The organism is Amycolatopsis sp. MJM2582 (genome assembly GCF_000754115.1).
GTDB lineage: Bacteria > Actinomycetota > Actinomycetes > Mycobacteriales > Pseudonocardiaceae > Amycolatopsis > Amycolatopsis japonica.
Window position 1 is genome coordinate 1 of sequence record NZ_JPLW01000011.1, and the last position, 22428, is coordinate 22428.

The window sequence follows — 22428 nt, forward strand, 5'->3', positions numbered from 1 at the left end:
GGGTCGAGAACCCCAACAGGTTCTCCCCGGTCAGGGCCCTGTCTCTTTTCATGTCCAGGCACGGACTAGAATGGTCCGTTGGCCCGCCTCGTGGTGGGCGTATGTCGAAACTTTTCAATAGTGGCAGGAGGCCAGGTGTCCGAGTTCGGTCGACGTGACTCAGATGATGGCGCGTCCGGCCGGTCGGGTCGCCGGGACGACAGTCCCCGCGGAGGCCGGTCTGACGCGCAGCGAGGTGACCGGCGCGGTTCCGCCGGCGGCAGGCAGGACCGGGGCGGCCGCGACGGCGGCTACCAGGGCCGCCCTCGTCGTGACGACCGCGGTGCCCGCGGTTCCGGCAGCTACCCCGCGCGCAGCGGCGACGGCTCCCGTGACCAGCGCTCCGGCGGCCGGTTCGGCGGCCAGGGCCGCGACGACAACCGCCCGCGCTACAACAACGACGACCGTCGTGGCCCCGGTGGCGGCGACCGTCGTGACGACCGGTCGGGTGGCCGGGACAACCGCGGCGGCTACCGCGGCGGTGACAACCGTGGCGGCTACCGCTCGGACAGCCGTGGTGGCAGTGACCGCGGTGGCTACCGATCCGACAGCCGGGACAACCGCGACAGCCGGGACAACCGCGGCGGCGACCGTGGTGGGTACCGGGGCGGCAGCGACCGCGGCGGGTACCGCTCGGACAACCGGGGCGGCGACGATCGCGGCGGCTACCGGTCCGACAACCGGGGTGGCGACCGCGGCGGGTACCGCTCGTCCGACAGCCGTCCCGAGCGTCGCTACGACAACCGTTCGGACAGCCGCTCGGACAACCGTTCCGAGGGCCGCTACGAGAAGCGCTCCGACAGCCGCCCGGCCCGTTCCGGCTACGGCTCGGACAACCGCGGCCGGTCCGACGACCGCCCCTCCGGCAACCGCTACGAAGGACGCCCCCAGGGCAAGTCCTATGGCGACCGCGACAGCCGTGACAGCCGCGGCGACGACCGGCGTCCGTCCTACCGCGACCGTGACGATCGCGGCGGTTCCCGTTCCGGCGGGTACAACGGCGACCGGCGCGGCTCGGGCTCATCCTCGGGCGACCGTCGTCCCAGCGGTGGTGGCTACGAGCGCAAGTCCTACGGCGACCGCGACAACCGCGGAGACCGTCGCCCTTCTGGCGACCGTCCGGAGAAGCGGTACGACGACCGGCGCGGCGACCGTCCCCAGCGTGACCGTTCCGAGGGCCGCAAGGACTTCCGCTCCTCGCCGCGCACCGACGACAGGCCGGTCGACGACGAGACCTTGGCGCGTGAGCTGCTCGAGGCTCCGGAACTGCCCGAGGGCATCGAGTTCTCCGATCTCGACGAAGACGTCCGCCGGGAGCTCCGCACTCTGCCCAAGGCGCTCGCGGAAACCGTCGGCAAGCACCTCGTAGCGGCCGGCGGCCTCGTCGACGAAGACCCCGAAGCCGCCATGGAGCACGCCAAGTACGCGAAGGCCAAGGCGTCGCGGGTCCCGATCGTCCGTGAGGCGCTCGGCCTGGTCGCCTACCACGCGGGCAACTGGTCCGAGGCGCTGTCGGAGCTGCGGGCCGTCCGCCGGATGACCCGGACCGACGACCACATCGCGATCATCGCCGACGCCGAGCGCGCCATCGGCCGCCCGGAGCGGGCGCTCGACCTCGCGAAGGAGGTCGACAAGGAGCGTCTGTCCAAGGCGACCCAGATCGAGCTCGCGATCGTCGCCGCGGGCGCCCGGCGCGACCTCGGTCAGCTGGACGCGGCCGTCGTCTCCCTGCAGAGCGACGACCTCAAGGCGGAGAAGCGCGACCCGTGGAGCGCCCGGCTGTTCTACGCCTACGCCGACAACCTCGCCGCGGCCGACCGCAAGGACGAGGCGATCCGCTGGTTCCTGAACGCGGCGGAGGCCGACGAGGAGGACGAGACCGACGCCGCCGAGCGCGCCGCGGAGCTCACGAATGGCTGACGCCCTGTCGGCCGGGTACGACGCGGTCCTGTTCGACCTCGACGGCACGGTCTATCACGGCAGCAAGGTGGTCCCGGGCGCACCGGAAGCGCTTCGGGCGCTCCGGGACCACGGCACGGCCGTCCGGTGGGTGACCAACAACGCCTCCAAGGCGCCCGCGGAGGTCTCCGCGCACCTGGAGGCACTCGGACTGCCCGCCACCCCCGAAGAGGTCCACACGAGCTCTCAGGCCGCCGCCGCCCTGCTGGGTGAGCGACTGCCTCAGGGCGCGGTGGTCCTCGTCGTGGGCACGGACTCGCTGGCCGCCCAGGTCGAGTCCGTCGGCTTCGAGACGGTCCGGGAAGCCGGTCCGGACGTGGCCGCCGTGGTCCAGGGGCATTCCCCGGAGAACACCTGGGCCGCTCTCGCGGAGGCGTGCCTCGCCATCCGCGCGGGCGCGCTCTGGGTGGCGACCAACGTCGACGCGACCCTGCCGAGCGAACGCGGTCTGCTGCCGGGCAACGGGTCGATGGTGGCCGCGTTGCGCCATGCCACCGGCGCCGAACCGCTGGTGGCGGGCAAGCCGGCACCGGGACTGTTCACGACGGCGGCACGGGACGCGGGCGCGGAACGTGCCCTTGTCGTTGGCGACCGGCTGGACACGGACATCGAGGGCGCGGTCGCGGCCGGGATCGACGCGCTCTGCGTCCTGACCGGCGTCGCCGACGCGGCGTCCCTGATCGCGGCGAGGCCCGAGGAGCGTCCGCGCTACCTCGCGGCGGACCTGTCCGGGCTGAGCAGCCGGGCGGAACTGCTCGAGATCGGGCCCAAGGACGGCTGGCGTGTCACCGCACAGGGTGACGTGCTCGAAGCCGATGGTGAAGGCGACTCCCTCGACCTGTTGCGCGCGCTGTGCGCGGCGGCCTGGGAGTCGGGGATCACCGAGGTCCGTGGTGTGGGCGACACCGCCCGCGCCGCGCTCGGCGAGCTGCGCCTCGGCTGACCAGCGCTGCTAACTTGGTGGGGTGCAAGACCACTTCCACCCCGTTCCGCGACCCCCGGTTCCCGGCCCGCCGCCGGTGCCGGGACCGCCGCCGGACCAGTTCGCGCAGCAGGACACGGATCCCCGGGCCGGGATCGACGAAGCCGTGGCGGGTCTCGACGACCTCGCGGCGCTTCTGCTTTCGGAGCACGTCGACCGTTTCGAGGCCGTGCACACCGAGCTGACGGTGGCGCTGTCCACCATCGACAAGGTCTGACCGCGTGCCCAAACGCGCCCGCCTGGACGCGGAGCTCGTCCGGCGGGGTCTCGCCCGGTCCCGGGAGCAGGCGTCGGCGCTGATCGCCGAGGGCAAGGTCACCGTGCGCGGGATGGTGGCCACCAAACCCGCGACCGGGGTCGAGTCCGGCGCGCCGATCGTGGTGCGCGACAACGACGACCCCGGCTGGGCCTCCCGCGGCGCGCACAAACTGCTCGGTGCGCTCGAAGCCTTCACCCCGCAAGGTCTTTCCACCGAAGGTAAGCGCTGCCTCGACGCGGGCGCGTCGACCGGTGGCTTCACCGACGTCCTGCTGCGCAACGGCGCCGCCACCGTGATCGCGGCTGACGTCGGCCGCGGCCTGCTGGACTGGCGGCTGCGCACCGACGACCGCGTGGTCGTCCTCGACAAGACGAACGTCCGCAACCTAACTCCGGAGGACCTCGGCGGACAGGTCGACCTGGTGGTCGGGGACCTCTCGTTCATCTCGCTCAAACTCGTGTTGCCCGCGCTGGCCGCCTGCGCGCGGGACGGCGCGGATCTGGTGCCGATGGTGAAACCGCAGTTCGAGGTCGGCAAGGACCGGCTCGGCAGCGGCGGCGTCGTCCGTGACCCGGAGCTGCGGGCCGAATCCGTGCTCGGCGTGCTCGCCGAGGCCGAGAAGCTGGACCTGAGCCTGCGCGGCGTCGTCGCGAGCCCGCTTCCCGGGCCGTCGGGGAACGTCGAATACTTCGTCTGGCTTACCCGCGGGGCGGGAGAGACCGCCGGCACCGACGCCGAGCGGCTCGTCCGGACCGCAGTCCTGGAGGGACCCCAATGAGCGATCGCGAGGTGCTGCTCGTCGTGCACCCGGACCGGGACGCGACCCGGGACGCGGCACGCGAGGTGTCGGCCCGGTTCGCCAAGGCCGGTGTGCGGCTGCGGGTACTCGACGAGGACGTCCGCGAGATGCTGGAGGCGGACGGCGGGATCGGCGCGCCCTGCACGGTCATGGCGCCGGAACAGGATCCGGCCGCCGGCACCGAGCTGGTGTTCGTGCTCGGCGGGGACGGCACGCTGCTGCGGGCCGCGGAACTCGCCAGGCCGAACGGCGTCCCGGTGCTCGGCGTGAACCTCGGCCGCGTCGGTTTCCTGGCCGAGGCCGATTCGGACAAGCTCGCCGACACCGTCCAGCGGGCCGTCGACGGCGATTACCAGGTCGAAGAGCGGATGACCGTCGATGTCGTCGTCACCGTCGACGGTGAAGAGACCGTCAACACGTGGGCGCTCAACGAGGCCAGCGTCGAGAAGAGCTCGCGTGAGCGGGTGCTGGACGCGCTCATCGAGGTCGACGGAAGGCCCGTGTCCTCCTTCGGCTGCGACGGCGTCCTGTGCGCCACTCCGACCGGCTCGACGGCGTACGCGTTCTCCGCGGGCGGGCCGATCATCTGGCCGGACGTCCAGGCCCTGCTGGTGGTCCCGAGCAACGCGCACGCGATGTTCTCGCGGCCGCTGGTCGTCTCGCGGGACTCGGAGATCACCGTCGCCATCGATCCCGACGGTTCGCCCGCGGTCCTGACCTGCGACGGATCGCGGACCTTCGATCTTCCCGCCGGCGCGGCCGTGCGGGTCACCTGCGGCCGGGTGCCGGTGCGGTTGATCCGGTTGTGGGAAGGCCCGTTCACCGACCGGCTGGTGCACAAGTTCTCGTTGCCGATCAAGGGCTGGCGGGAGCGACACGCCCGCTGACGGATGTCATGAAAGGGCCGTTCAGGACAATTTCTGTCTTGAACGGCCCTTTCATGACGTGCCGGGTGCGGGAATGGTCGGGGTGGGCCGCTACGGTGGGCGTCGTGCTGGCCGAGATGCGCATCCAGGGCCTCGGAGTCATCGAGGACGCCCTGCTGGAACTGCACGCGGGCTTCACCGTGGTCACCGGTGAGACGGGTGCGGGCAAGACGATGGTCGTCAGCGGGTTGCACCTGCTCTCCGGCGGCCGAGCCGAAGTGTCCAAGGTGCGGACGGGAATGCTGAAGGCCTTCGTGGAAGGCCGATTCGAGCTGGGCGGTGCCGAGGGCGCCACCCGGATCGTCACCGACGCCGGGGCGGAGGTCGACGAGGACGGCAGCGTCATCGCGCTGCGCGCGGTCTCGGTCGACGGCCGGTCCCGTGCCCACCTCGGCGGCCGTTCGGTGCCGGTCGGTGTGCTGGCCGACCTGTCCGAGCAGCTGATCGCCGTCCACGGGCAGAACGATCAGCTGCGGCTGCTGCGGCCCGCCGAGCAGCGCGCGGTGATCGACCGGTTCGCCGGTGAGGCCGTCACCGAGCCGCTCGAGCAGTACCGCGCGGTCCGGGACGAATGGCTCGCCGTCGTCGCCGAACTGACCGAGCGCTCCACCCGCTCCCGCGAGATGGCCCAGCAGGCCGACCTGTTGCGCCACGGGCTCGCCGAGATCGACGCCGTCGCGCCGGAACCCGGCGAGGACACCGAACTCACCGAGCAGATCAAGCGGCTCGCCGCGGTCGACGAACTGCGGTCCGCGGCGAGTGCCGCGCAGGCCGCCGTCTCGGGTTCGCCCGACGGCGACCCGGACGCGCCCGGCGCGGTCGGGCTGATCGGTGAGGCGAGCCGCCACCTGACCGGTTCCGAGGACGCCGTCCTGCGTGAGCTCGGTCCCCGGCTGGACGAGGCCTCGGTGCTGTTGTCCGAAGTGGGCGCCGAGCTGGGCAGCTACCTCGAAACGCTCGACGCCGATCCCGCGTTGCTGGAGAAGGTGCTCGCGCGCCAGGCCGATCTGAAGCGGCTCACCCGCAAATACGCGGCGGACGTGGACGGTGTGCTCGCCTGGGCCGACGACGCCCGTCGCCGGATGTCCACGATGGACACCTCCGAGGAGGCGCTGGCCGAGCTGGCCAAGCGCCGCGACGAACTCGCCGTCACGCTGGCCGAACACGCCCTCACACTGTCGGAGGCGCGGGTCGAGGCCGCCGCCGAGCTCGCCGAGGCGATCACCGCCGAGATGTCCGGGCTCGCCATGGGACAGGCCGAGATCGAGATCACCGTCGAGCGGCGCACCGTCGACGAGAGCGACGCGCACGCCGTGAAGGTCGGCGGCAGGCTCGTGCACGCCGGGCCCGACGGCGTCGACGACGTCGAGTTGCTGCTGCGGGCGCACAACGGTGCCCCGCCGCTCCCGGTGCACAAGGCCGCTTCCGGCGGTGAGCTTTCCCGCGTGATGCTGGCGATCGAGGTCGTCCTCGCCCATGCGGACACCGTGCAGACACTGGTGTTCGACGAGGTCGACGCCGGGGTCGGCGGCCGCGCGGCGGTCGAGATCGGCAGGCGGCTCGCGCGGCTGGCACGCAGTCACCAGGTCCTGGTGGTCACGCACCTGCCGCAGGTGGCCGCGTTCGCCGATCAGCATCTGGTGGTGGACAAGGGCACCAGTGGCGGGGTGACCCGCAGCGGGGTGCGCGTACTCGAACAGTCGGAGCGCGTCGTCGAGCTCGCGCGCATGCTCGCCGGGATGGAAAGCACCGAAACCGGCCGGGCGCACGCGGAGGAACTGCTCGCCGTCGCCGAGGCCGACAAGAGCGCGCCGGACAAGCCCAAAGCCCGTCGCGGTGGGAAGCGGAAGAAGGCGAAGTAGTCCCTGTCACGACCGGGTGGCCCGATCCGGTGTGGGTTAATCGGCGTGTTTCCATCGGCGTGGCGGACACGGAAGCCCGCGCGGATTTGTCACTATCGGTCGCATGAAGCTCACCGGCTTGCTCTCGCGTAACCAAGAGACCCTCCCCGGGATCACCGGCGTCGCCAGGGTCGACAGGCGTACGCGTGAGCTGCTCCGCCGGCTGAGCCCTGGCGACATCGTCGTCCTCGACCAGCTCGACCTCGACCGGTCGACGGCCGATGCCTTGGTGGAGGCCGAAGTCGCGGCGGTGGTGAACGCCTCGCCGTCGATCTCCGGCCGGTTCCCCAACCTGGGCCCGGAGATCCTGCTCGAGGCCGGGATCCCGCTGGTCGATTCGGTCGGCGGCGAACTGCTGCGCAAGGTCAAGGACGGCACGAAACTCCGCCTGCACGAGGGCGTCGTCTACATCGGAGAGCGGCAGCTCGGCTCGGGTGTCCAGCAGACGCGGGAAAGCGTCGCGGACCAGATGATCGAGGCCAAGGCCGGGATGTCCACCCAGCTGGAGGCGTTCTCCGCGAACACGATCGAATTCCTCCGCCGGGAACGCAGTCTCATCCTCGACGGCGTCGGCGTCCCGGAGATCCGTGTCCCGCTGCGGGATCGGCACGCCCTGGTGGTCGCGGGCGGCAACGGGCACGCCGAAGACCTCAAGAAGCTGAAGAAGTACATCTCCGAGCACCGGCCGGTGCTGATCGGGGTCGACGCCGGGGCGGACACCTTGCGCGCGCAGGGTTATCAGCCGGACGTCATCGTCGGCGACCCGCACGGCATCGGCGCCGAGACGCTGCGCAGCGGTGGCGAGGTCGTGGTCCCGGCGCAGCCGGACGGGCACGCGCCCGGTGTCGAGCGCATCCAGGACCTCGGAATCGGCGCGGTCACCTTCCCCGCGACGGGCAACGCCGAGGATCTGGCGCTGCTGCTGGCCGACGCGCACGAGGCGAGCCTGGTGGTCACCGTCGGATTCCAGGCGACACTGCGGGAATTCCTCGACCACGGCCGGTCCGGGTCGAACCCGTCGACATTCCTCACCAGGCTCAAGCTCGGCACGAAACTGGTCGACGGCAAGGCGGTCGCGACCCTGCACCGCAGCCGGGTGTCCATCGGCGCCATCGTCCTGCTGGTCGTCGCGACCTTGGTGGCCGTCGCGGCCGCGCTGCTGGTGTCCGACGTGGGTTCGGTGTACCTCGACTGGATCCGCGACACCTGGAACTCGTTCATCGCCTGGGGCAAGGGACTCTTCACGTGATTTCACTGCGGTACCACATCGTTTCCATCGCCGCCTGCTTCCTGGCGCTCGCCATCGGCGTGGTGCTCGGGTCGACGGCGCTGAACGGTTCCCTGCTTTCGGGTCTCGCCAGCCAGAAGGAGGATCTGGGTTCCCAGGTCGCGGATCTGGAGGCACAGCGCAATTCGCTCAACGCCAGGCTCGGCGACGCGGACGCGTTCGCCGGTGCGATGGGGCCGAAGGTCGTCGCGGGTCAGCTGGACAAGCGTTCGGTGGTGCTGGTGACCACCGAGGACGCGAAGCCCGCGGACCGCGACGCGCTCAAGCAGCTCGTCGGTCAGGCCGGTGCCTCGGTCACCGGTGAGATCCAGCTGACCGAGGCGTTCTCCGACCCGATGCGGTCGGATCAGCTGCGTGACGTGGTGTCGCGTCTGCAGCCGGCCGGTGTCCAGTTCCCGACCGCGGGCGACCCGGGCACCCTCGCGGGCGCGCTGATCGGCTCCGTGGCGTTGCTGAACAAGGACAACGCGCAGCCGCAGTCCACCCCGGTGGAGCTGGCGGCCGCGCTCGGCGGGCTCACCGACGGCGGTTTCCTCAAGACCGGCGGGGACGTGAAGCCCGCGCAGCTCGCGATCGTGCTCACCGGTTCCAAGTACACCGGTGACGGCGCCGGTGACCGCGCCTCGACCGTCGCGCGGTTCGCCGCGCAGCTCGACCGTTCCGGTGCGGGCACCGTCCTGGCGGGCGACGCGGGATCCGCCGACGGCACCGGCGCGATCGGCGTCGTCCGCGCCGACACCTCGTCGACGTCCATCCTGTCCACTGTGGACAACGCGGAGACCGCGGCGGGCCGGGTCACCACGATCATGGCGCTGCGGGAGCAGCTCGAAGGCGGTGCCGGGCGCTACGGCATCGCGGGCAACGCCCAGGCTCCCGCCCCCGGGATCGCCGCCGCCGGCAACTGACCCCCTTCCGCATTTAGTCCTCTGAATGCGGTACTTGCGTGTGCAAGGACCGCATTCAGAGGACTAAATGCGGGGCCAGAGGCGGGTTTTCGGGAGTGGGCGGGCGTAGGAGCCGGCTCGGCTGGTCTTGAGATTCAGGGCCACGAGGGATTCGGCGAGGCGGACGGCGGCGGCGACGCCGTCGATCACCGGGATGTCCAGCATCGCCGAGATGCGACGATCAAGGCCGGTCATCCCGGCGCAGCCGAGGACGAGGACCTCCGCGCCCGCGTCCCTGGCGCGCCGTCCGGCGGTCAGCAGGGCCGATTCCGTCCGGCGCTCGTCGGTCAGTTCGAGGACGCCGAGCCCCGCACCGAGGACGCCGACACAGTTCTGCGCGACGCCCGCGGCGTGCAGGCTGTCCTCGATGAGCCCGCACGTCCGGTCCAATGTGGTCACGACGCCGTAGCGCCTGCCCAGCAGACAGGCCAGATGCGCGGCGGCCTCGGTGATGTCGACGACCGGGACGTCGAGCAGTTCCCTGGCGCCTTCCCGTCCGTGCTCGCCGAAACCGGCCATCACGAGCGCGTCGAAGGGCTCGTCCAGCCCGTTGAGAAGGTCGAGGACGGCCGCGGCGCTCAGGAAGCTGTCCAGCCAGCCCTCGGCGGATTCCGGACCCCACAGCGGTGTTCTGGCCAGGATCTCGGTGCCGGGGCTCGCGGCGGCGCGGGCGCCCGCCTCGATCTCCTTGGTCATCGCCTCGGTGGTGTTGCAGTTGGTGACCAGGATCCGCATCACGCGACTCGCTGCTTGCGTGACACCACGAAATAGAGCGCCGCGGCGGAAGCGGTGCCGATGAACCACGAGTACGGCGCGGCGGGGGCGAAGAACGGCACCAGCGCGATGATCGCGGACAGCGCCGCCGTGGGCAGGAAGGTGACCATCGCCCGCGGGTTGAACCCGCGTTTGTAGTGGTACGGCGAATCGGGTCCGGCCACGAACAGTTTGTCGACGTCGATCCGGCCGCGTTTCACCAGGTAGTAGTCCACGATCATGATGCCGAACAGCGGGCCGAGGAAGGCCCCGAGGCCGCCGAGGAAGTAGTTGACCACCGCGGGCGAGGAGTACAGCTTCCACGGCAGCACGCACAACGCCGCGACCGCGCTGATCATCCCGCCGACGGTGAAGGTGATCCGTTTCGGCCAGATGTTGGCCAGGTCGTAGGCCGGGGAGACGAAGTTCGCGACGATGTTCACGCCCATGGTGGCGATCGCGAAGGTCAGCGCGCCGATGATCAGCACGGGCGTGTTGTCGATACGGGCCAGCAGTTCGGCGGGGTCGGTGATGGCCTCACCGAACACCTGGAGGCTGCCCGCGGTCACCAGCACCGACAGCAGGGCGAACGCCGTCGAGTTGATCGGCAGACCCCAGAAGTTGCCGCGCCGCACCGTTTTCTGGTTCGGGGTGAACCGGGAGAAGTCGCAGAAGTTGAGCATCAGGGTGCCGTAGATGGACAGGATCAGGCCCACGGCGCCGAACCATTGCCGTACTTGCTCCCCTGTGGACAGTGCCTTCGGGTTGCTGGTCAAGGAAATGTTCCAGTCGGCGGCGGCCAGGATCCACACGGCGAGCGCGATCATCACCACCCAGATACCCGGACCGCACCAGTCCTGGAACTTGCGCACGGCCTCCATGCCGCGGGTGAGCACAAGCGCCTGCGCGAGCCACAGCGCGATGAAGCAGATCCAGCCGAGCGCGTGCAGACCGAGGAAACCGACCTCTGTCAACGGTTTCAGTCCCGGATCGATCGCGAGCACGAGCAGTGTGATGGCCACGGAAGCGAGATAGGTCTGGATGCCGTACCAGATGATCGCGATGATCGCGCGGATCAGCGCGGGCAGGTTCGCGCCGAAGGTCCCGAAGCTGATGCGGGCGACGACGGGGAAGGGGACGCCCGTCTTCTGGCCGATCCGGCCCATCAGGTTCATGCCGAAGTAGATGAGCACGAAACCGGTCAGCAGGGCGGTGAACACCTGCCACGCCGAAAGCCCGAGGACGAACAGGCCCGCCGCGAAGGTGTAGTTGCCGAGGTTGTGCACGTCCGACATCCACAGCGCGAAGATGTCGTAGACCTTCCAGCGGCGTTCTTTCGCCGGCGCGAGATCTTCGTTCCAGAGCCGGGGATCGGCGTTCTCGGTGGTAGGCGCTTCGGACCGGGTTGCTGGGGCGGCGGTCATGCGGGCCTCCGATCGACGGGGAGTCCGGTCGATTTGGTATCCCAAAATTTGGCATCCCAAATATCACCCCGCGGTGGCCCGTCGTCAAGGTTTCTGCCGATAAACTCGGGTTACGAGCTGTTACGGCGGTCTTGAAAAGGGGGTCAGGTGGCCGAGGAAGGACAGCGTCAGCCGCTGGCCGCGACCCGGCAGCGGGTCCGCGACGAGCTGCGTGAACGTATCCTCGCCGGACGGCTGAAGCCGGGGGACAGGCTGGTCGAACGCGAACTCGCCGAGGATCTCGGCGTCTCGCGCGTGCCGGTGCGCGAAGCCATCCGCAGCCTGGAGGCCGAAGGATTCCTCGCCGTCCAGTCGCCCCGCCGGATCGTCGTGCGCCAGCTGGCCAGAGCCGACGTCGAGGAGCTCTTCGACGTCCGTGAGGCGCTCGAAGGGCTCGCCGCCGGGCTGGCCGCCGAACGGGCGGGCAAGGCCGAACTCCGCGCGCTCGAACGGCTGCTCACCGACGCCGCCCGCGCGACCGAGAGCGGCGACCCGGCCCGGATCACCCAGCTCAACACCCGCTTCCACGACCAGATCGTCGCGCTCGCGGGCAACGGTCTCCTGCACGAGATCCTCCGCCCGCTCGAGGGCAGGCTGCGCTGGCTGACCAGCCAGAACGAGCACTGGGGCGAACTGCTCGACGAGCACCGCCGCCTCTACGACGCGATCGCTTCGGGTGATTCCGACCGCGCGCGGGCCCATGCTGTCGAGCATGTGCGGGTCAATCGTGAAGTGACGTTGAAGACGCTGTTCCCCGAGGACGACGGAGAACGCTCCGCGGGCTGAAACGGACATGTCAGACTCGCGGACATGATCACCGACGAACAACGGGCCGCCCGCACCGCGCGGGCGGTGGCCGCCGCGGTCTCCGCGGGACGCGACCTGGGTATCACCGTCACCGAACCCGAGGTCCTGTACGACGTTTTCTCCGTCATCGTGCGGCTGGCGCCTTCGCCGGTCGTCGTGCGGGTGCCGACCGTGCTGCCGCGCACGACGACACCGGAGACGCAGCTGACCGATCAGCGGCGCGAACTCGCCGTCGCCACCTGGCTTGGCGAGAAGGGGCTTCCGGTCGTCAAGCCGAGCCCGCTGGTGCCGGCGGAACCGGTTCAGCGCGACGGTTTCTCGATGACCTTCTGGGAGCTGATCGAGTTCGTCGAGGACGCGAACCTCGCCGTGGAGTACTCGGCCAAGCTCGTCGCGAAGCTGCACGCCACGCTCCGCGACTACCCCGGCGAGCTGGCGTTCCTGAACGGCCTCGACCCGTTCATCCCCGACGGTCTCGCCCAGCTCGAAGGCAGGCCGGACCTGCTCGACGCGGGCGACCTCGTCCGCGCCCGCCGCGAATGGGAGGTCCTCCGGCCGCTGCTGGAGTCGGAGGAGGCATTCACCAAGGCGTTCCCGAACGCCACCGTGCAGCCCGTGCACGGTGACGCGCCGGGCTACAACCTGATCGTCACCGCCGAAGGCGAGCTGTACTCCGACTTCGAACTGGTCAACCGCGGCCCGATCGAACGCGATCTCGCCTTCAACGGCCCCGAAGGCATCGCGGCCTACAACGCCGCCGCCGAGGAACTGGGCCTGCGCGAGGTCGACGAAACCGTGCTGAAGACGATCGAGGCCGCGGGACGGCTGCAGATGGTCGCGTGCCTCGCGATGGCGCCCGAGCTGCCGATGCTCGTGGAAGGAATGAAGCCGATGATCGATCTGTGGCGCGCTTCGCCGTTCGAGGGTTAGCCGAGCATCGAGGTCCAGGCCTCGGCGAATCCGGGGAAGGTCTTCCCGACCGTCCCCGGGTTCTCCACCTCGACGCCCTCGACCTTCAGCCCGAGCACCGCGGCCGCCATCACCAGCCGGTGATCGTCGTAGGTGTGGAACTTCCCGCCGTGCAGCGGCGCCGGCGTGATCCGCAGGCCGTCCTCGGTCTCGCGCACGTCGGCGCCGAGCGACGACAGTTCGGTGGCGAGCGCGGTCAGCCGGTCGGTCTCGTGGCCGCGCAGATGCGCCACCCCGGAGATGACCGACGGCCCTTCGGCGAGGCACAGCAGCGCCGCGATCACCGGCGTCAGCTCGCCGACGTCGTGCAGATCCAGTTCGACGCCGGGGATCGTGCCGCCGCCGGTGACCGTCAGGCCGCCCGCGTCGAGCTCGGCGGTGGCGCCCAGAACGGGCGCCAGGCTCCGCAGCCAGTCCCCGGGCTGGGTCGTCCGCTGCGGCCAGCCCGCGATCCGCACCGTGCCGCCGGTCGCGATCGCGGCGGCGACGAACGGCGCCGCCGTCGAAAGGTCCGGCTCGACGATGTACTCGGGGCAGGAGAGCCGTGTCGGCGCGACGTGGAACTCGGTGCCCTCACGGTCCACAGTGGCCCCGAAGCGGCGCAGCATCTCGACCGTCATCGCGATATGCGGTTCGCTCGGCACCTGGCCGCCCACCAGGCGCACGGTGACACCCTGCTGGAACGACGGCCCGGCGAGCAGCAGCGCGGACAGGAACTGGCTCGACGCCGAGGAGTCCAGATCGACCCTGCCGCCCCGCAGGCCGCCTTCGCCGTGCACGGTGAAGGGCGGCGCCTCGCGGCGGTCGTCGTCGATACGGGCGCCGAGGTCGCGCAGCGCCTTCAGCAGCGGCCCGATCGGACGGCGGCGGATGGCCTCGTCGCCGTCGAACAGCGCCGGGCCGGTGCCCAGCGCGGCGAGCGCGGGGGTGAACCGGGCGACCGTGCCCGCGTTGCCGAGTTCCACCCGGACGGTCTCGTCGGGATGGACGCGGCCGGGGCCGAGCGGGTGCACGAGGTAGCCGCCGATGCTGCCCTGCGAGTGGGCGCCGAGGGCGTAGATGGCGCCGAGCATGAGGCGCGCGTCCCGGGAGTCGAGCGGGGTCCGCACCCGCGTCGGCGCGCTGGCGAGCGCGGCGAGGACGTAGGCCCGGTTGGTGATCGACTTCGAACCGGGGACGCGGATGTCCGCGTCGAGCGGGCCTTCCGCGACCGGTGCGGTCCAGGTGTCGTGCGCGTCTGTCACGCCGCGAGGGTAGCGGTTTTCCACTCCATCGGACGCTTGCGGCGTGGCCGATGAGCGCTACGGCGGGCGTGCGATAAGGTGGAAGCCCGTGGGACTTCAGTCGCGGGCTACCAAGTATGTCTTTGTCACCGGAGGCGTTGCCTCCTCTCTGGGTAAGGGACTCACGGCTTCCAGCCTGGGTCAGCTCCTTACCGCACGTGGGCTCCGGGTCACGATGCAGAAGCTGGATCCGTACCTCAACGTCGATCCGGGCACGATGAACCCGTTCCAGCACGGTGAGGTGTTCGTCACCGACGACGGCGCCGAAACCGATCTGGACATCGGGCACTACGAGCGTTTTCTCGACCGGGCTCTCGACGGCAAGGCGAACGTCACCACCGGGCAGGTGTACTCCGAGGTCATCGCCAAGGAGCGCCGCGGTGAGTACCTCGGCGACACCGTGCAGGTCATCCCGCACATCACCGACGAGATCAAGGCGAGGATCACCGCCGCGGCGGGCGCCGACGAGGACGGGAACAGCCCGGACGTCGTGATCACCGAGGTCGGCGGCACCGTGGGCGACATCGAGTCGCTGCCGTTCCTGGAGGCCTGCCGTCAGGTCCGCCACGACGTCGGCCGCGACCAGTGCTTCTTCCTCCACGTCTCGCTGGTCCCGTACCTCGCCCCGTCGGGCGAGCTCAAGACCAAGCCGACCCAGCACTCGGTCGCCGCGCTGCGCAACATCGGCATCCAGCCCGACGCGCTCGTCTGCCGCGCCGACCGCGAGCTGCCGGAGGACCTCAAGCGCAAGATCGGCCTGATGTGCGACGTCGACACCGAGGCCGTCATCGCCTGCCCCGACGCGCCGTCGATCTACGACATCCCGAAGGTGCTCCACCGTGAGGCGCTCGACGCCTACGTGGTGCGCCGCCTCGGGCTGCCGTTCCGCGACGTCGACTGGACCGTGTGGGGCGACCTGCTCGACCGCGTGCACAACCCGTCGGAGACGGTGCGGGTCGCGGTCGTCGGCAAGTACATCGACCTGCCGGACGCGTACCTGTCGGTGACCGAGGCGCTGCGCGCGGGCGGGTTCGCCCACCGCGCCAAGGTCCAGATCGCCTGGGTCCCGTCGGACTCCTGCGAGACCCCGGCCGGTGCCGCGGCCGCGCTGTCCGATGTGGACGGTGTGCTGATCCCCGGCGGGTTCGGCATCCGCGGTATCGAGGGCAAGGTCGGCGCGATCGCCTACGCCCGCACCCACGGGCTGCCGCTGCTGGGCCTGTGTCTCGGCCTGCAGTGCATGGTGATCGACGCGGCGCGGAACCTCGCCGGGATCAAGGACGCGAACTCGGCCGAGTTCGAGGACGGACCGAACCCGGTCATCTCCACGATGGCCGACCAGCGTGACGTCGTCGCGGGTGAGCGCGACATGGGCGGCACGATGCGTCTGGGCGCCTACGTCGCGAAGCTCAAGCCGGGGTCGCAGGTCGCGAAGGCGTACGGCAGCACCGAGGTCTCCGAGCGGCACCGCCACCGCTACGAGGTCAACAACGCCTACCGCAAGCGCCTTTCCGACGCCGGTCTGGTGTTCTCGGGCACCTCGCCCGACGACCACCTGGTCGAGTTCGTGGAGCTGCCCGCCGACAAGCACCCGTTCTTCGTCGGCACCCAGGCGCACCCGGAGCTCAAGAGCCGGCCGACCCGGCCGCACCCGCTGTTCAGCGCGTTCGTGAAGGCCGTCGTGGACCGCAAGGTCGCCGAGCGGCTGCCGGTCGAGCTGCCCGAGGCCCCGCAGACGGTGGCCCGGTGACCGAGCCCGGCAAACACGAGTTCACCGTCGCGTCCACAAGGGACGTCCACATCGGACGCGTCGTGGGGCTGCGGGTCGACGAGGTCGTGATGCCCGGTGGCGGCACGGCCCGCCGTGAGGTCGTCGAGCACCTCGGCGCGGTCGCCGTCGTCGCGCTGGACGCGGACGGCATGGTGACGCTGATCCACCAGTACCGCCACCCGATCGGGCGGCGGCTGTGGGAACTGCCCGCCGGGCTGATCGACAAGGCGGGGGAGGACCCCGTCGGCGCGGCCAAACGCGAACTGGTCGAGGAGGTCGGGCTCAGCGCCGAACGCTGGGAGACCCTGGTCGACGTCGCGGCGTCGCCCGGCTTCACCGACGAGGTCGTCCGCGTCTACCTCGCCCGCGAACTGTCCGAAGTGGACAGGGAGATGCTCGGCGAGGAGGAGGCCGACCTCGTCATGCGGAAGTTCCCGCTCGCCGAGGCGGTCCGGATGGCGCTGGCGGGTGAGCTGGTGAACGGGGCGACCGTCGGTGGCGTGCTCGCCGCGCACGCGGTGCTTTCGGGGGCGGCTTCGTCGCGGCCTTCGGACGCTCCTTGGGAGGACAGGCCGACGAAGTTCGCTTCGCGCGGCCTCTGACGCTCGTGAGTGGCCCTTGTAGTACATGAAGGCCCCCTTCCTTGCGCTAGACGCAAGGAAGGGGGCCTTCATGTACTTGGGAAGGTGTGAAGGTCGAGTTTCCTCGGCTGAGCCGAGGGAAGGGGGCCTTCACGCGCGCTCCTGTGACTGCTGGGACTGGTGGTGTCGCGGGTGGCGATCGCCTAGTCCGTGAAGGCCTCCTTGAGGGACCCAGAGTCCCTCAAGGAGGCCTTCACGGACTAGGCAAGGGGTCAGTCGCGGAGTCGGCGGCCCTGCGCGTCCGTGCCGCCGTTCGCCAGCAGCACGATCCCGTCGACCATCGGCCAGACCACCCCGACGCCGCAGGTGACCAGCACGACCGCCAGCTGGCCGAGGGCGAGACCGATGTGGCCGGTGTAGAACCGCCCGATCCCGAACGGCAGCACGATCTGCAGCACCCCGGCGGCGATCTTCGACTTCGGCGAGTAGGGCAGGACCGCGGCGGGCCGCTGATACACGGGGACGAACGGCGGCGGGTCGAACCGCGGCGCCAGGTACGTCGGGTGCGGCGCGGGCAGGTCCTGGAACAGAGGCCGGAGCTCGCCGAGCGTCACGGCCTCGTACGCGGCGAGGACGCGGCCCTCGTACTCGTCCGGGGTGAGCCTGCCCTGGCTGTAATGGTCGCCGAGCAGCCGCGCGGCCTCTTCGCGCTCGGCCGTGCCGACGCGCATCTCCTCCGGGTCCGGTTGCTGCGACATGCTCCCAAGGTAGCCCGTTTCACACCCGCGGCGCGGCACGCGCGGCGAACCCCCGATCGGGTCGCGAGTGGTCCTAGAGTGTCCGTGTGTCACGGGCCGGCGGTAGCGGAGTCGCCCAGGTGGTCGCCGCGTACCTCGACCATCTGGTGGTCGAGCGCGGAACCGCGAGGAACACCCTCGACAGCTACTCCCGTGACCTGCGCCGGTACACCGCGTACCTCGGCGACGCGGACGTCGAGCGCTTCGCCGACGTCACCTCCGCGCACATCACCTCGTTCGGCGCGGCGCTGCGCGAGGGCGACGAAGAGCATCGCCCGTTGGCCGCGTCCTCGGCGGCCCGCGCGTTGGTCGCGGTGCGGGGGCTGCACAAGTTCGCGCACGCCGACGGCATCACCGAGAACGACCCGGCCCGCGAGGTCCGGCCACCCGCCGCGGCCAAACGGCTGCCCAAGGCGCTGCCGGTCGGCGACGTGCTGAAACTGCTGGAAACCCCACCGCCCGAGGGCGAACGGCCGCTGCGGGACCGGGCGCTGCTGGAACTGCTCTACTCCACCGGCGCGCGGATCTCCGAGGCCGTCGGACTCGACGTCGACGACATCGACGACGCCGAACGGACCGTGCTGCTCGACGGGAAGGGCGGCAAACAGCGCATCGTGCCGATCGGCCGTCCCGCGCTGGAAGCGGTGCACGCCTATCTCGTTCGCGCGCGGCCGGCCCTCGCCACCCACGGCCGGGGGACGCCGGCGATGTTCCTGAACGCCCGCGGCTCCAGGCTTTCCCGGCAGAGCGCGTGGCAGGTTCTCAAGGACACCGCGGAATCCGCCGGGATCACGGCGGGCGTTTCGCCGCACACGTTGCGCCATTCCTTCGCCACGCATCTGCTCGAAGGCGGCGCCGACGTCCGCGTCGTGCAGGAACTGCTCGGCCACGCTTCCGTGACCACCACCCAGGTGTACACGCTGGTCACGGTCAACACGCTCCGCGAGGTTTACGCGACAGCACATCCCCGCGCGCTCGGCTAATCGACCCGGTCAGTCCCGGCGTGCCTCGTTGGCTCGACTCCCGGATCGCGCATAGGCTGCCGAGGATCCTGCCGAAGAGGAGCTTTCGCGTTATGTCGACACCGAACGAGCCGGCGAAGCCGTCCGCGTCCGCCGGTTCGGCTGCCGCGAGCCTCAGCCAGGTGACCATCGCAACCCCCGCCGAACACGACGGCGACGAACCGTCGGAGGACACGATCTCTTCCCGCGGCCGCAAGGCCAAGCGCGCCAAAGAAGCCAAAGAAGCCAAGCAGCAAGAACGCGACAACGACGGCATCGGGCCCACCGGCCGTCCGTATCGCGAGATCCCCGACCCGCCGCCGCTGGACCGGCACGGCCCCGCACTGGTGATGGCCATGTGCAACCAGAAGGGCGGCGTCGGCAAGACCACCTCGACCATCAACCTCGGCGCGGCGCTGGCCGAATGCGGCCGCCGGGTGCTGCTGGTCGACTTCGATCCGCAGGGCGCGCTCTCGGTCGGCCTCGGCATTCAGCCGCACGAGCTGGACCAGACGGTCTACAACGTCATCATGGAGCGCTCGGTCAGCATCACCGACGTCATCCGGAAGACCCGGGTGGACGGCGTCGACCTGCTGCCGAGCAACATCGACCTGTCCGCGGCCGAGGTCCAGTTGGTCGCAGAGGTAGGACGCGAACACACTTTGTTACGGGTCCTTCGTCCGGTCATGAACGACTACGACTATGTTCTTGTCGACTGCCAGCCCTCGCTAGGCCTGCTGACGGTGAACGCACTGACCGCCGCGGACGGTGTGATCATCCCGCTGGAGTGCGAGTTCTTCAGTCTGCGAGGCGTAGCGCTCCTGATCGACACCATCGAGAAGGTGCAGGAACGCCTCAACCCCAAACTGGACATCACCGGGATTCTCGCCACCATGTACGACCCGAGAACCCTGCACTCGAAGGAGGTCATGGCGAGAGTGGTGGAGGCATTCGGCGACACCGTGTTCGACACGGTGATCAACCGCACCGTGCGGTTCCCCGAGACGACGGTCGCGGGCGAGCCGATCACGACCTGGGCTCCCAAATCAGCGGGCGCGGCGGCTTATCGCGCGCTGGCACGCGAGGTGATCGCTCGGTGAGCAGGCGAGCTTCCCTGCCCGGAGCGTCCGAACTCTTCAGGATCACCTCCAGCCCCGCCCTCGATCTCCCGCCCGCGCCCGAACAGCCCGCCCCCGCGAAGGGGAACGGCAACGGGAACGGATCCGGGACCGAGCCGGGGCGCGCGCACAAGGATCAGCTGACCCGTGCCGCGCGCAGCGGTTCCGGGCGGACCAAGCACGACGCGAAGATCACCGTCTACGTCTCCGGCGACGAACTGCTGGCGATGGAGCAGGCCAGGCTGAACCTCCGGGCGAAGCACGGTCTCGTGCTCGATCGCGGCAGGCTGGTCCGCGAGGCGGTGGCCGTGCTGCTGGCCGACTTCGACGCGGCGGGCGAGGACTCGGTCCTCGTCCAACGCCTGCGGGCGGGCAGCGAGGACGGGAAAGAGACCGAGAACTGATGGACGACCCGGCCGCGGCTGCTCCCAGCGGCTCAGAGCCGGTCGAGCGGACAGAGGCAGACGAGACCCCCGTCGTGCACGAGACCGTGCACGGCGGGATGGTCCCCGAAGGACTGGCCAGTGAAGAGCTGAGCACGTCCAAGTTCAAGGTGCACCTGGAGAACTTCGAGGGCCCCTTCGATCTGCTGCTCCAGCTGATCTCGCAGCACCAGCTCGACGTCACCGAAGTCGCGTTGCACCGGGTCACGGACGATTTCATCGCCTACACCCGTGCGCTCGGCACGGAGTGGAACCTCGACGAGACGACCGAGTTCCTGGTCATCGCGGCGACCCTGCTCGACCTCAAAGCGGCGCGCCTGCTGCCCGCCGCCGAGGTGGAGAGCGAAGACGACCTCGCCCTGCTCGAAGCACGGGACCTGCTGTTCGCGCGTGTGCTGCAGTACCGGGCGTACAAGCAGGTCGCGGCGCTGTTCGGCGAGCTGGAGGCCGGCGCGCTGCGGCGGTATCCGCGCTCGGTCGCGCTCGAAGACCGGTTCATGGGGCTGCTGCCCGAGGTGATGCTCGGCGTCGACGTCGGGAAGTTCTCCGAGATCGCGGTCGCGGTCTTCAAACCGAAGCCGCCGCCGACGGTGTCGATCGCGCATATCCACATGGGCCGGGTCTCGGTGCGCGAGCACGCCGCGCTGCTGCGGCTCAAGCTCGCGGAACGAGGCGAAGCGACCTTCGGCGAACTGGTCGAGGACTGCGAGCACACCGTCGAGATCGTGGCGCGGTTCCTCGCGCTGCTGGAGCTGTACCGGGAGTCCTCGGTCCAGTTCGAGCAGCTGGAGGCGCTCGCCGAACTGCACGTGCGCTGGACCGGCGGGTCCGTGGAGGAGGCGTCGGTGGCGGCCGAGCAGGACCGCGCCGCCGTCGAGGACGAGGAGTACGGGTGACCCCGGAGAACACCGAAGAGACAGAGACGACCGAAGACACCCAGGCGGAGACTCCTGCCGCCGAGGAGGAGCCGCCCGCCGACGAAGGTCTCGTCGCGGCCGGCGACGGCGACTATCCCGACGTCACCTCGGACGAGGCGCTCGAAGCGGCGCTGGAGGCGTTGCTCCTGGTCGTCGACTCGCCGATCAGCGAGGAATCGCTCGCCGAGACGGTCGGGCAGCCGGTGTCGCGGGTGACCGTGGCGCTGCGCACGATGGCGCAGAAGTTCACCGAGCGGACCAGCGGAATCGACCTGCGCCGAGTCGGCGAAGGGTGGCGGTTCTACACTAGGGACGTCTATGCCCCGTTCGTGGAGAAGCTTCTGCTCGACGGCCAGCGTTCCAAGCTGACGCGAGCCGCACTGGAGAGCCTCGCCGTGATCGCCTATCGGCAGCCGGTGACCAGGGCCAGGGTCGCCGCCGTCCGAGGGGTGAACGTGGACGGGGTGATCAGGACGCTGCTGGCGCGCGGCCTGATCGAGGAGATGGGGACCGACCCCGAAACCACTGGCACGCTGTACGTGACGACCGAGCTGTTCCTGGAGCGACTGGGCCTGTCGTCCCTGGCCGACCTTCCGCCCATCGCTCCGTTGCTACCCGAAGTGGACACCATCGATGACATCTGACCCGCATCCCGACGGCATTCGGCTGCAGAAGGTCCTTTCGCAGGCGGGCGTGGCCTCGCGGCGCGCGGCCGAGGACCTGATCGTGCGCGGTCGCGTGAGCGTGGACGGCAAGGTGGTCACCGAACTCGGCCGCCGGGTCGATCCGGACAACTCCGTGATCCACGTCGACGGCACCCGCGTCCAGGTCCGCGAGGACCTCGTGTACCTCCTGCTGAACAAGCCCAAGGGCGTGCACAGCACGATGAACGACGACCGCGGCCGTCCGTGCGTCGGCGACTACCTGCGCGGCCGGTACGAGGAGACGCCCGGCATCGTGCACGTCGGCAGGCTCGACGAGAACACCGAAGGCCTGCTGCTCCTCACGAACGACGGCGACCTCGGGCACCGGCTGATGCACCCGTCGTTCCGGGTGCTGAAGACCTACTTCGCCGAGGTCGAGGGCATCGTCCCGCGCGGGCTCGGCAAGGAACTGCGCGCCGGTTTCGAGCTGCCGGACGGCATCGTCAAGGTCGACCAGTTCCGCGTCAAGGACATGCTGGCCGGGCGCACCCAGATCGAGCTGGTCATCCACGAGGGGCGCAAGCACATCGTGCGGCGGCTGATGGCGGCCACCGGGCACCCGGTGCGCAAACTGGTCCGGACCGCGCTGGGCGACGTCCAGCTCGGCGCCCAGCGGTCGGGTTCGATCCGGCGGCTGAACCGCGGCGAGGTCGGTTCGCTGTACCGCGCCGTCGATCTCTAAGACTTTCCGCTCTACTGCACGCGTGATCATCGCGTTTAGCTC

At 70.2% G+C, this 22428-nt stretch carries 22 protein-coding genes; 18 read left to right on the top strand and 4 right to left on the bottom strand.

Annotated features, from left to right (window positions below):
- Positions 1–135: 135 nt before the first annotated feature.
- The 8 genes from ED92_RS40380 (at position 136) to ED92_RS40415 (ending at position 9058) form a co-directional block, all read left to right on the top strand.
- Positions 136–1959 carry a hypothetical protein gene (locus ED92_RS40380; protein WP_037348112.1) on the top strand — a complete coding sequence of 608 codons (1824 nt, stop codon included), beginning with the start codon at positions 136–138 and terminating at the stop codon, positions 1957–1959.
- Positions 1952–2941: an HAD-IIA family hydrolase gene (locus tag ED92_RS40385; RefSeq protein ID WP_037348113.1), complete on the top strand. Its 990-nt coding sequence runs from the start codon at positions 1952–1954 to the stop codon at positions 2939–2941. Before ED92_RS40380 ends, ED92_RS40385 begins: the two co-directional genes overlap by 8 nt.
- Before the next feature lie 76 nt (positions 2942–3017).
- Positions 3018–3197 carry a hypothetical protein gene (locus ED92_RS40390; RefSeq protein WP_037348114.1) on the top strand — a complete coding sequence of 60 codons (180 nt, stop codon included), beginning with the start codon at positions 3018–3020 and terminating at the stop codon, positions 3195–3197.
- A 4-nt stretch (positions 3198–3201) separates the two neighbouring features.
- On the top strand, positions 3202–4017 hold the full coding sequence (locus tag ED92_RS40395) for a TlyA family RNA methyltransferase (RefSeq protein WP_037348115.1): 816 nt from the start codon (positions 3202–3204) through the stop codon (positions 4015–4017).
- Positions 4014–4925 (top strand): NAD kinase, encoded by a 912-nt coding sequence (locus tag ED92_RS40400; protein WP_037303235.1) that lies wholly within the window; start codon positions 4014–4016, stop codon positions 4923–4925. Before ED92_RS40395 ends, ED92_RS40400 begins: the two co-directional genes overlap by 4 nt.
- 104 nt (positions 4926–5029) lie before the next feature.
- On the top strand, positions 5030–6826 hold the full coding sequence (gene recN / locus ED92_RS40405) for a DNA repair protein RecN (RefSeq protein ID WP_037348283.1): 1797 nt from the start codon (positions 5030–5032) through the stop codon (positions 6824–6826).
- A gap of 103 nt (positions 6827–6929) precedes the next feature.
- Complete coding sequence (gene steA, locus ED92_RS40410) at positions 6930–8114, top strand: putative cytokinetic ring protein SteA (protein WP_037348117.1); 1185 nt, start codon at positions 6930–6932, stop codon at positions 8112–8114.
- Positions 8111–9058 (top strand): copper transporter, encoded by a 948-nt coding sequence (locus ED92_RS40415; RefSeq protein ID WP_037348119.1) that lies wholly within the window; start codon positions 8111–8113, stop codon positions 9056–9058. Before steA ends, ED92_RS40415 begins: the two co-directional genes overlap by 4 nt.
- Positions 9059–9121: 63 nt before the next feature.
- Here the strand turns inward: ED92_RS40415 and ED92_RS40420 are convergent, their stop codons facing one another.
- The gene (locus ED92_RS40420) at positions 9122–9832 is read right to left on the bottom strand and encodes an aspartate/glutamate racemase family protein (RefSeq protein WP_037348121.1); all 711 of its coding nucleotides are present in this window, start codon (positions 9830–9832) and stop codon (positions 9122–9124) included.
- On the bottom strand, positions 9832–11274 hold the full coding sequence (locus ED92_RS40425) for an NCS1 family nucleobase:cation symporter-1 (protein ID WP_037348122.1): 1443 nt from the start codon (positions 11272–11274) through the stop codon (positions 9832–9834). Before ED92_RS40425 ends, ED92_RS40420 begins: the two co-directional genes overlap by 1 nt.
- A gap of 147 nt (positions 11275–11421) precedes the next feature.
- Between ED92_RS40425 and ED92_RS40430 the strand changes: the two genes are divergently transcribed.
- Entirely contained in the window at positions 11422–12099 is a 678-nt protein-coding gene (locus ED92_RS40430; RefSeq protein ID WP_037348125.1) for a GntR family transcriptional regulator, read from the top strand.
- A 24-nt stretch (positions 12100–12123) separates the two neighbouring features.
- Positions 12124–13050: an aminoglycoside phosphotransferase family protein gene (locus ED92_RS40435; protein ID WP_037348126.1), complete on the top strand. Its 927-nt coding sequence runs from the start codon at positions 12124–12126 to the stop codon at positions 13048–13050.
- Here ED92_RS40435 and aroA read toward each other — a convergent pair.
- Positions 13047–14333 carry a 3-phosphoshikimate 1-carboxyvinyltransferase gene (gene aroA / locus ED92_RS40440; protein ID WP_037348127.1) on the bottom strand — a complete coding sequence of 429 codons (1287 nt, stop codon included), beginning with the start codon at positions 14331–14333 and terminating at the stop codon, positions 13047–13049. The two genes, ED92_RS40435 and aroA, sit on opposite strands and share 4 nt — an antisense overlap.
- A gap of 88 nt (positions 14334–14421) precedes the next feature.
- Between aroA and ED92_RS40445 the strand changes: the two genes are divergently transcribed.
- Entirely contained in the window at positions 14422–16122 is a 1701-nt protein-coding gene (locus ED92_RS40445; RefSeq protein ID WP_081976085.1) for a CTP synthase, read from the top strand.
- Positions 16119–16745, top strand: coding sequence for an NUDIX hydrolase (locus ED92_RS40450; protein ID WP_037348129.1), 627 nt, complete (start codon positions 16119–16121; stop codon positions 16743–16745). The genes ED92_RS40445 and ED92_RS40450 overlap by 4 nt, the downstream gene beginning before the upstream one ends.
- A 251-nt stretch (positions 16746–16996) precedes the next feature.
- Here ED92_RS40450 and ED92_RS40455 read toward each other — a convergent pair whose 3' ends face one another.
- A complete protein-coding gene (locus tag ED92_RS40455) occupies positions 16997–17482 on the bottom strand; it encodes a DUF1707 domain-containing protein (RefSeq protein ID WP_037348130.1) in 486 nt (161 codons plus the stop codon).
- 119 nt (positions 17483–17601) lie between these two features.
- Between ED92_RS40455 and xerD the strand changes: the two genes are divergently transcribed.
- The 6 genes from xerD (at position 17602) to ED92_RS40485 (ending at position 22386) form a co-directional block, all read left to right on the top strand.
- A complete protein-coding gene (gene xerD, locus ED92_RS40460; protein ID WP_037348132.1) occupies positions 17602–18504 on the top strand; it encodes a site-specific tyrosine recombinase XerD in 903 nt (300 codons plus the stop codon).
- A gap of 92 nt (positions 18505–18596) precedes the next feature.
- Entirely contained in the window at positions 18597–19622 is a 1026-nt protein-coding gene (locus tag ED92_RS40465; RefSeq protein ID WP_037348134.1) for a ParA family protein, read from the top strand.
- Positions 19619–20044: a hypothetical protein gene (locus tag ED92_RS40470; RefSeq protein ID WP_037348136.1), complete on the top strand. Its 426-nt coding sequence runs from the start codon at positions 19619–19621 to the stop codon at positions 20042–20044. The genes ED92_RS40465 and ED92_RS40470 overlap by 4 nt, the downstream gene beginning before the upstream one ends.
- Positions 20044–20979, top strand: a complete 936-nt coding sequence (locus ED92_RS40475) for a ScpA family protein (protein ID WP_037348138.1) — start codon at positions 20044–20046, stop codon at positions 20977–20979. The genes ED92_RS40470 and ED92_RS40475 overlap by 1 nt, the downstream gene beginning before the upstream one ends.
- A complete protein-coding gene (gene scpB / locus ED92_RS40480) occupies positions 20976–21644 on the top strand; it encodes an SMC-Scp complex subunit ScpB (protein ID WP_037348141.1) in 669 nt (222 codons plus the stop codon). The genes ED92_RS40475 and scpB overlap by 4 nt, the downstream gene beginning before the upstream one ends.
- Positions 21634–22386: a pseudouridine synthase gene (locus ED92_RS40485; protein ID WP_007035528.1), complete on the top strand. Its 753-nt coding sequence runs from the start codon at positions 21634–21636 to the stop codon at positions 22384–22386. Before scpB ends, ED92_RS40485 begins: the two co-directional genes overlap by 11 nt.
- Positions 22387–22428: the final 42 nt, after the last annotated feature.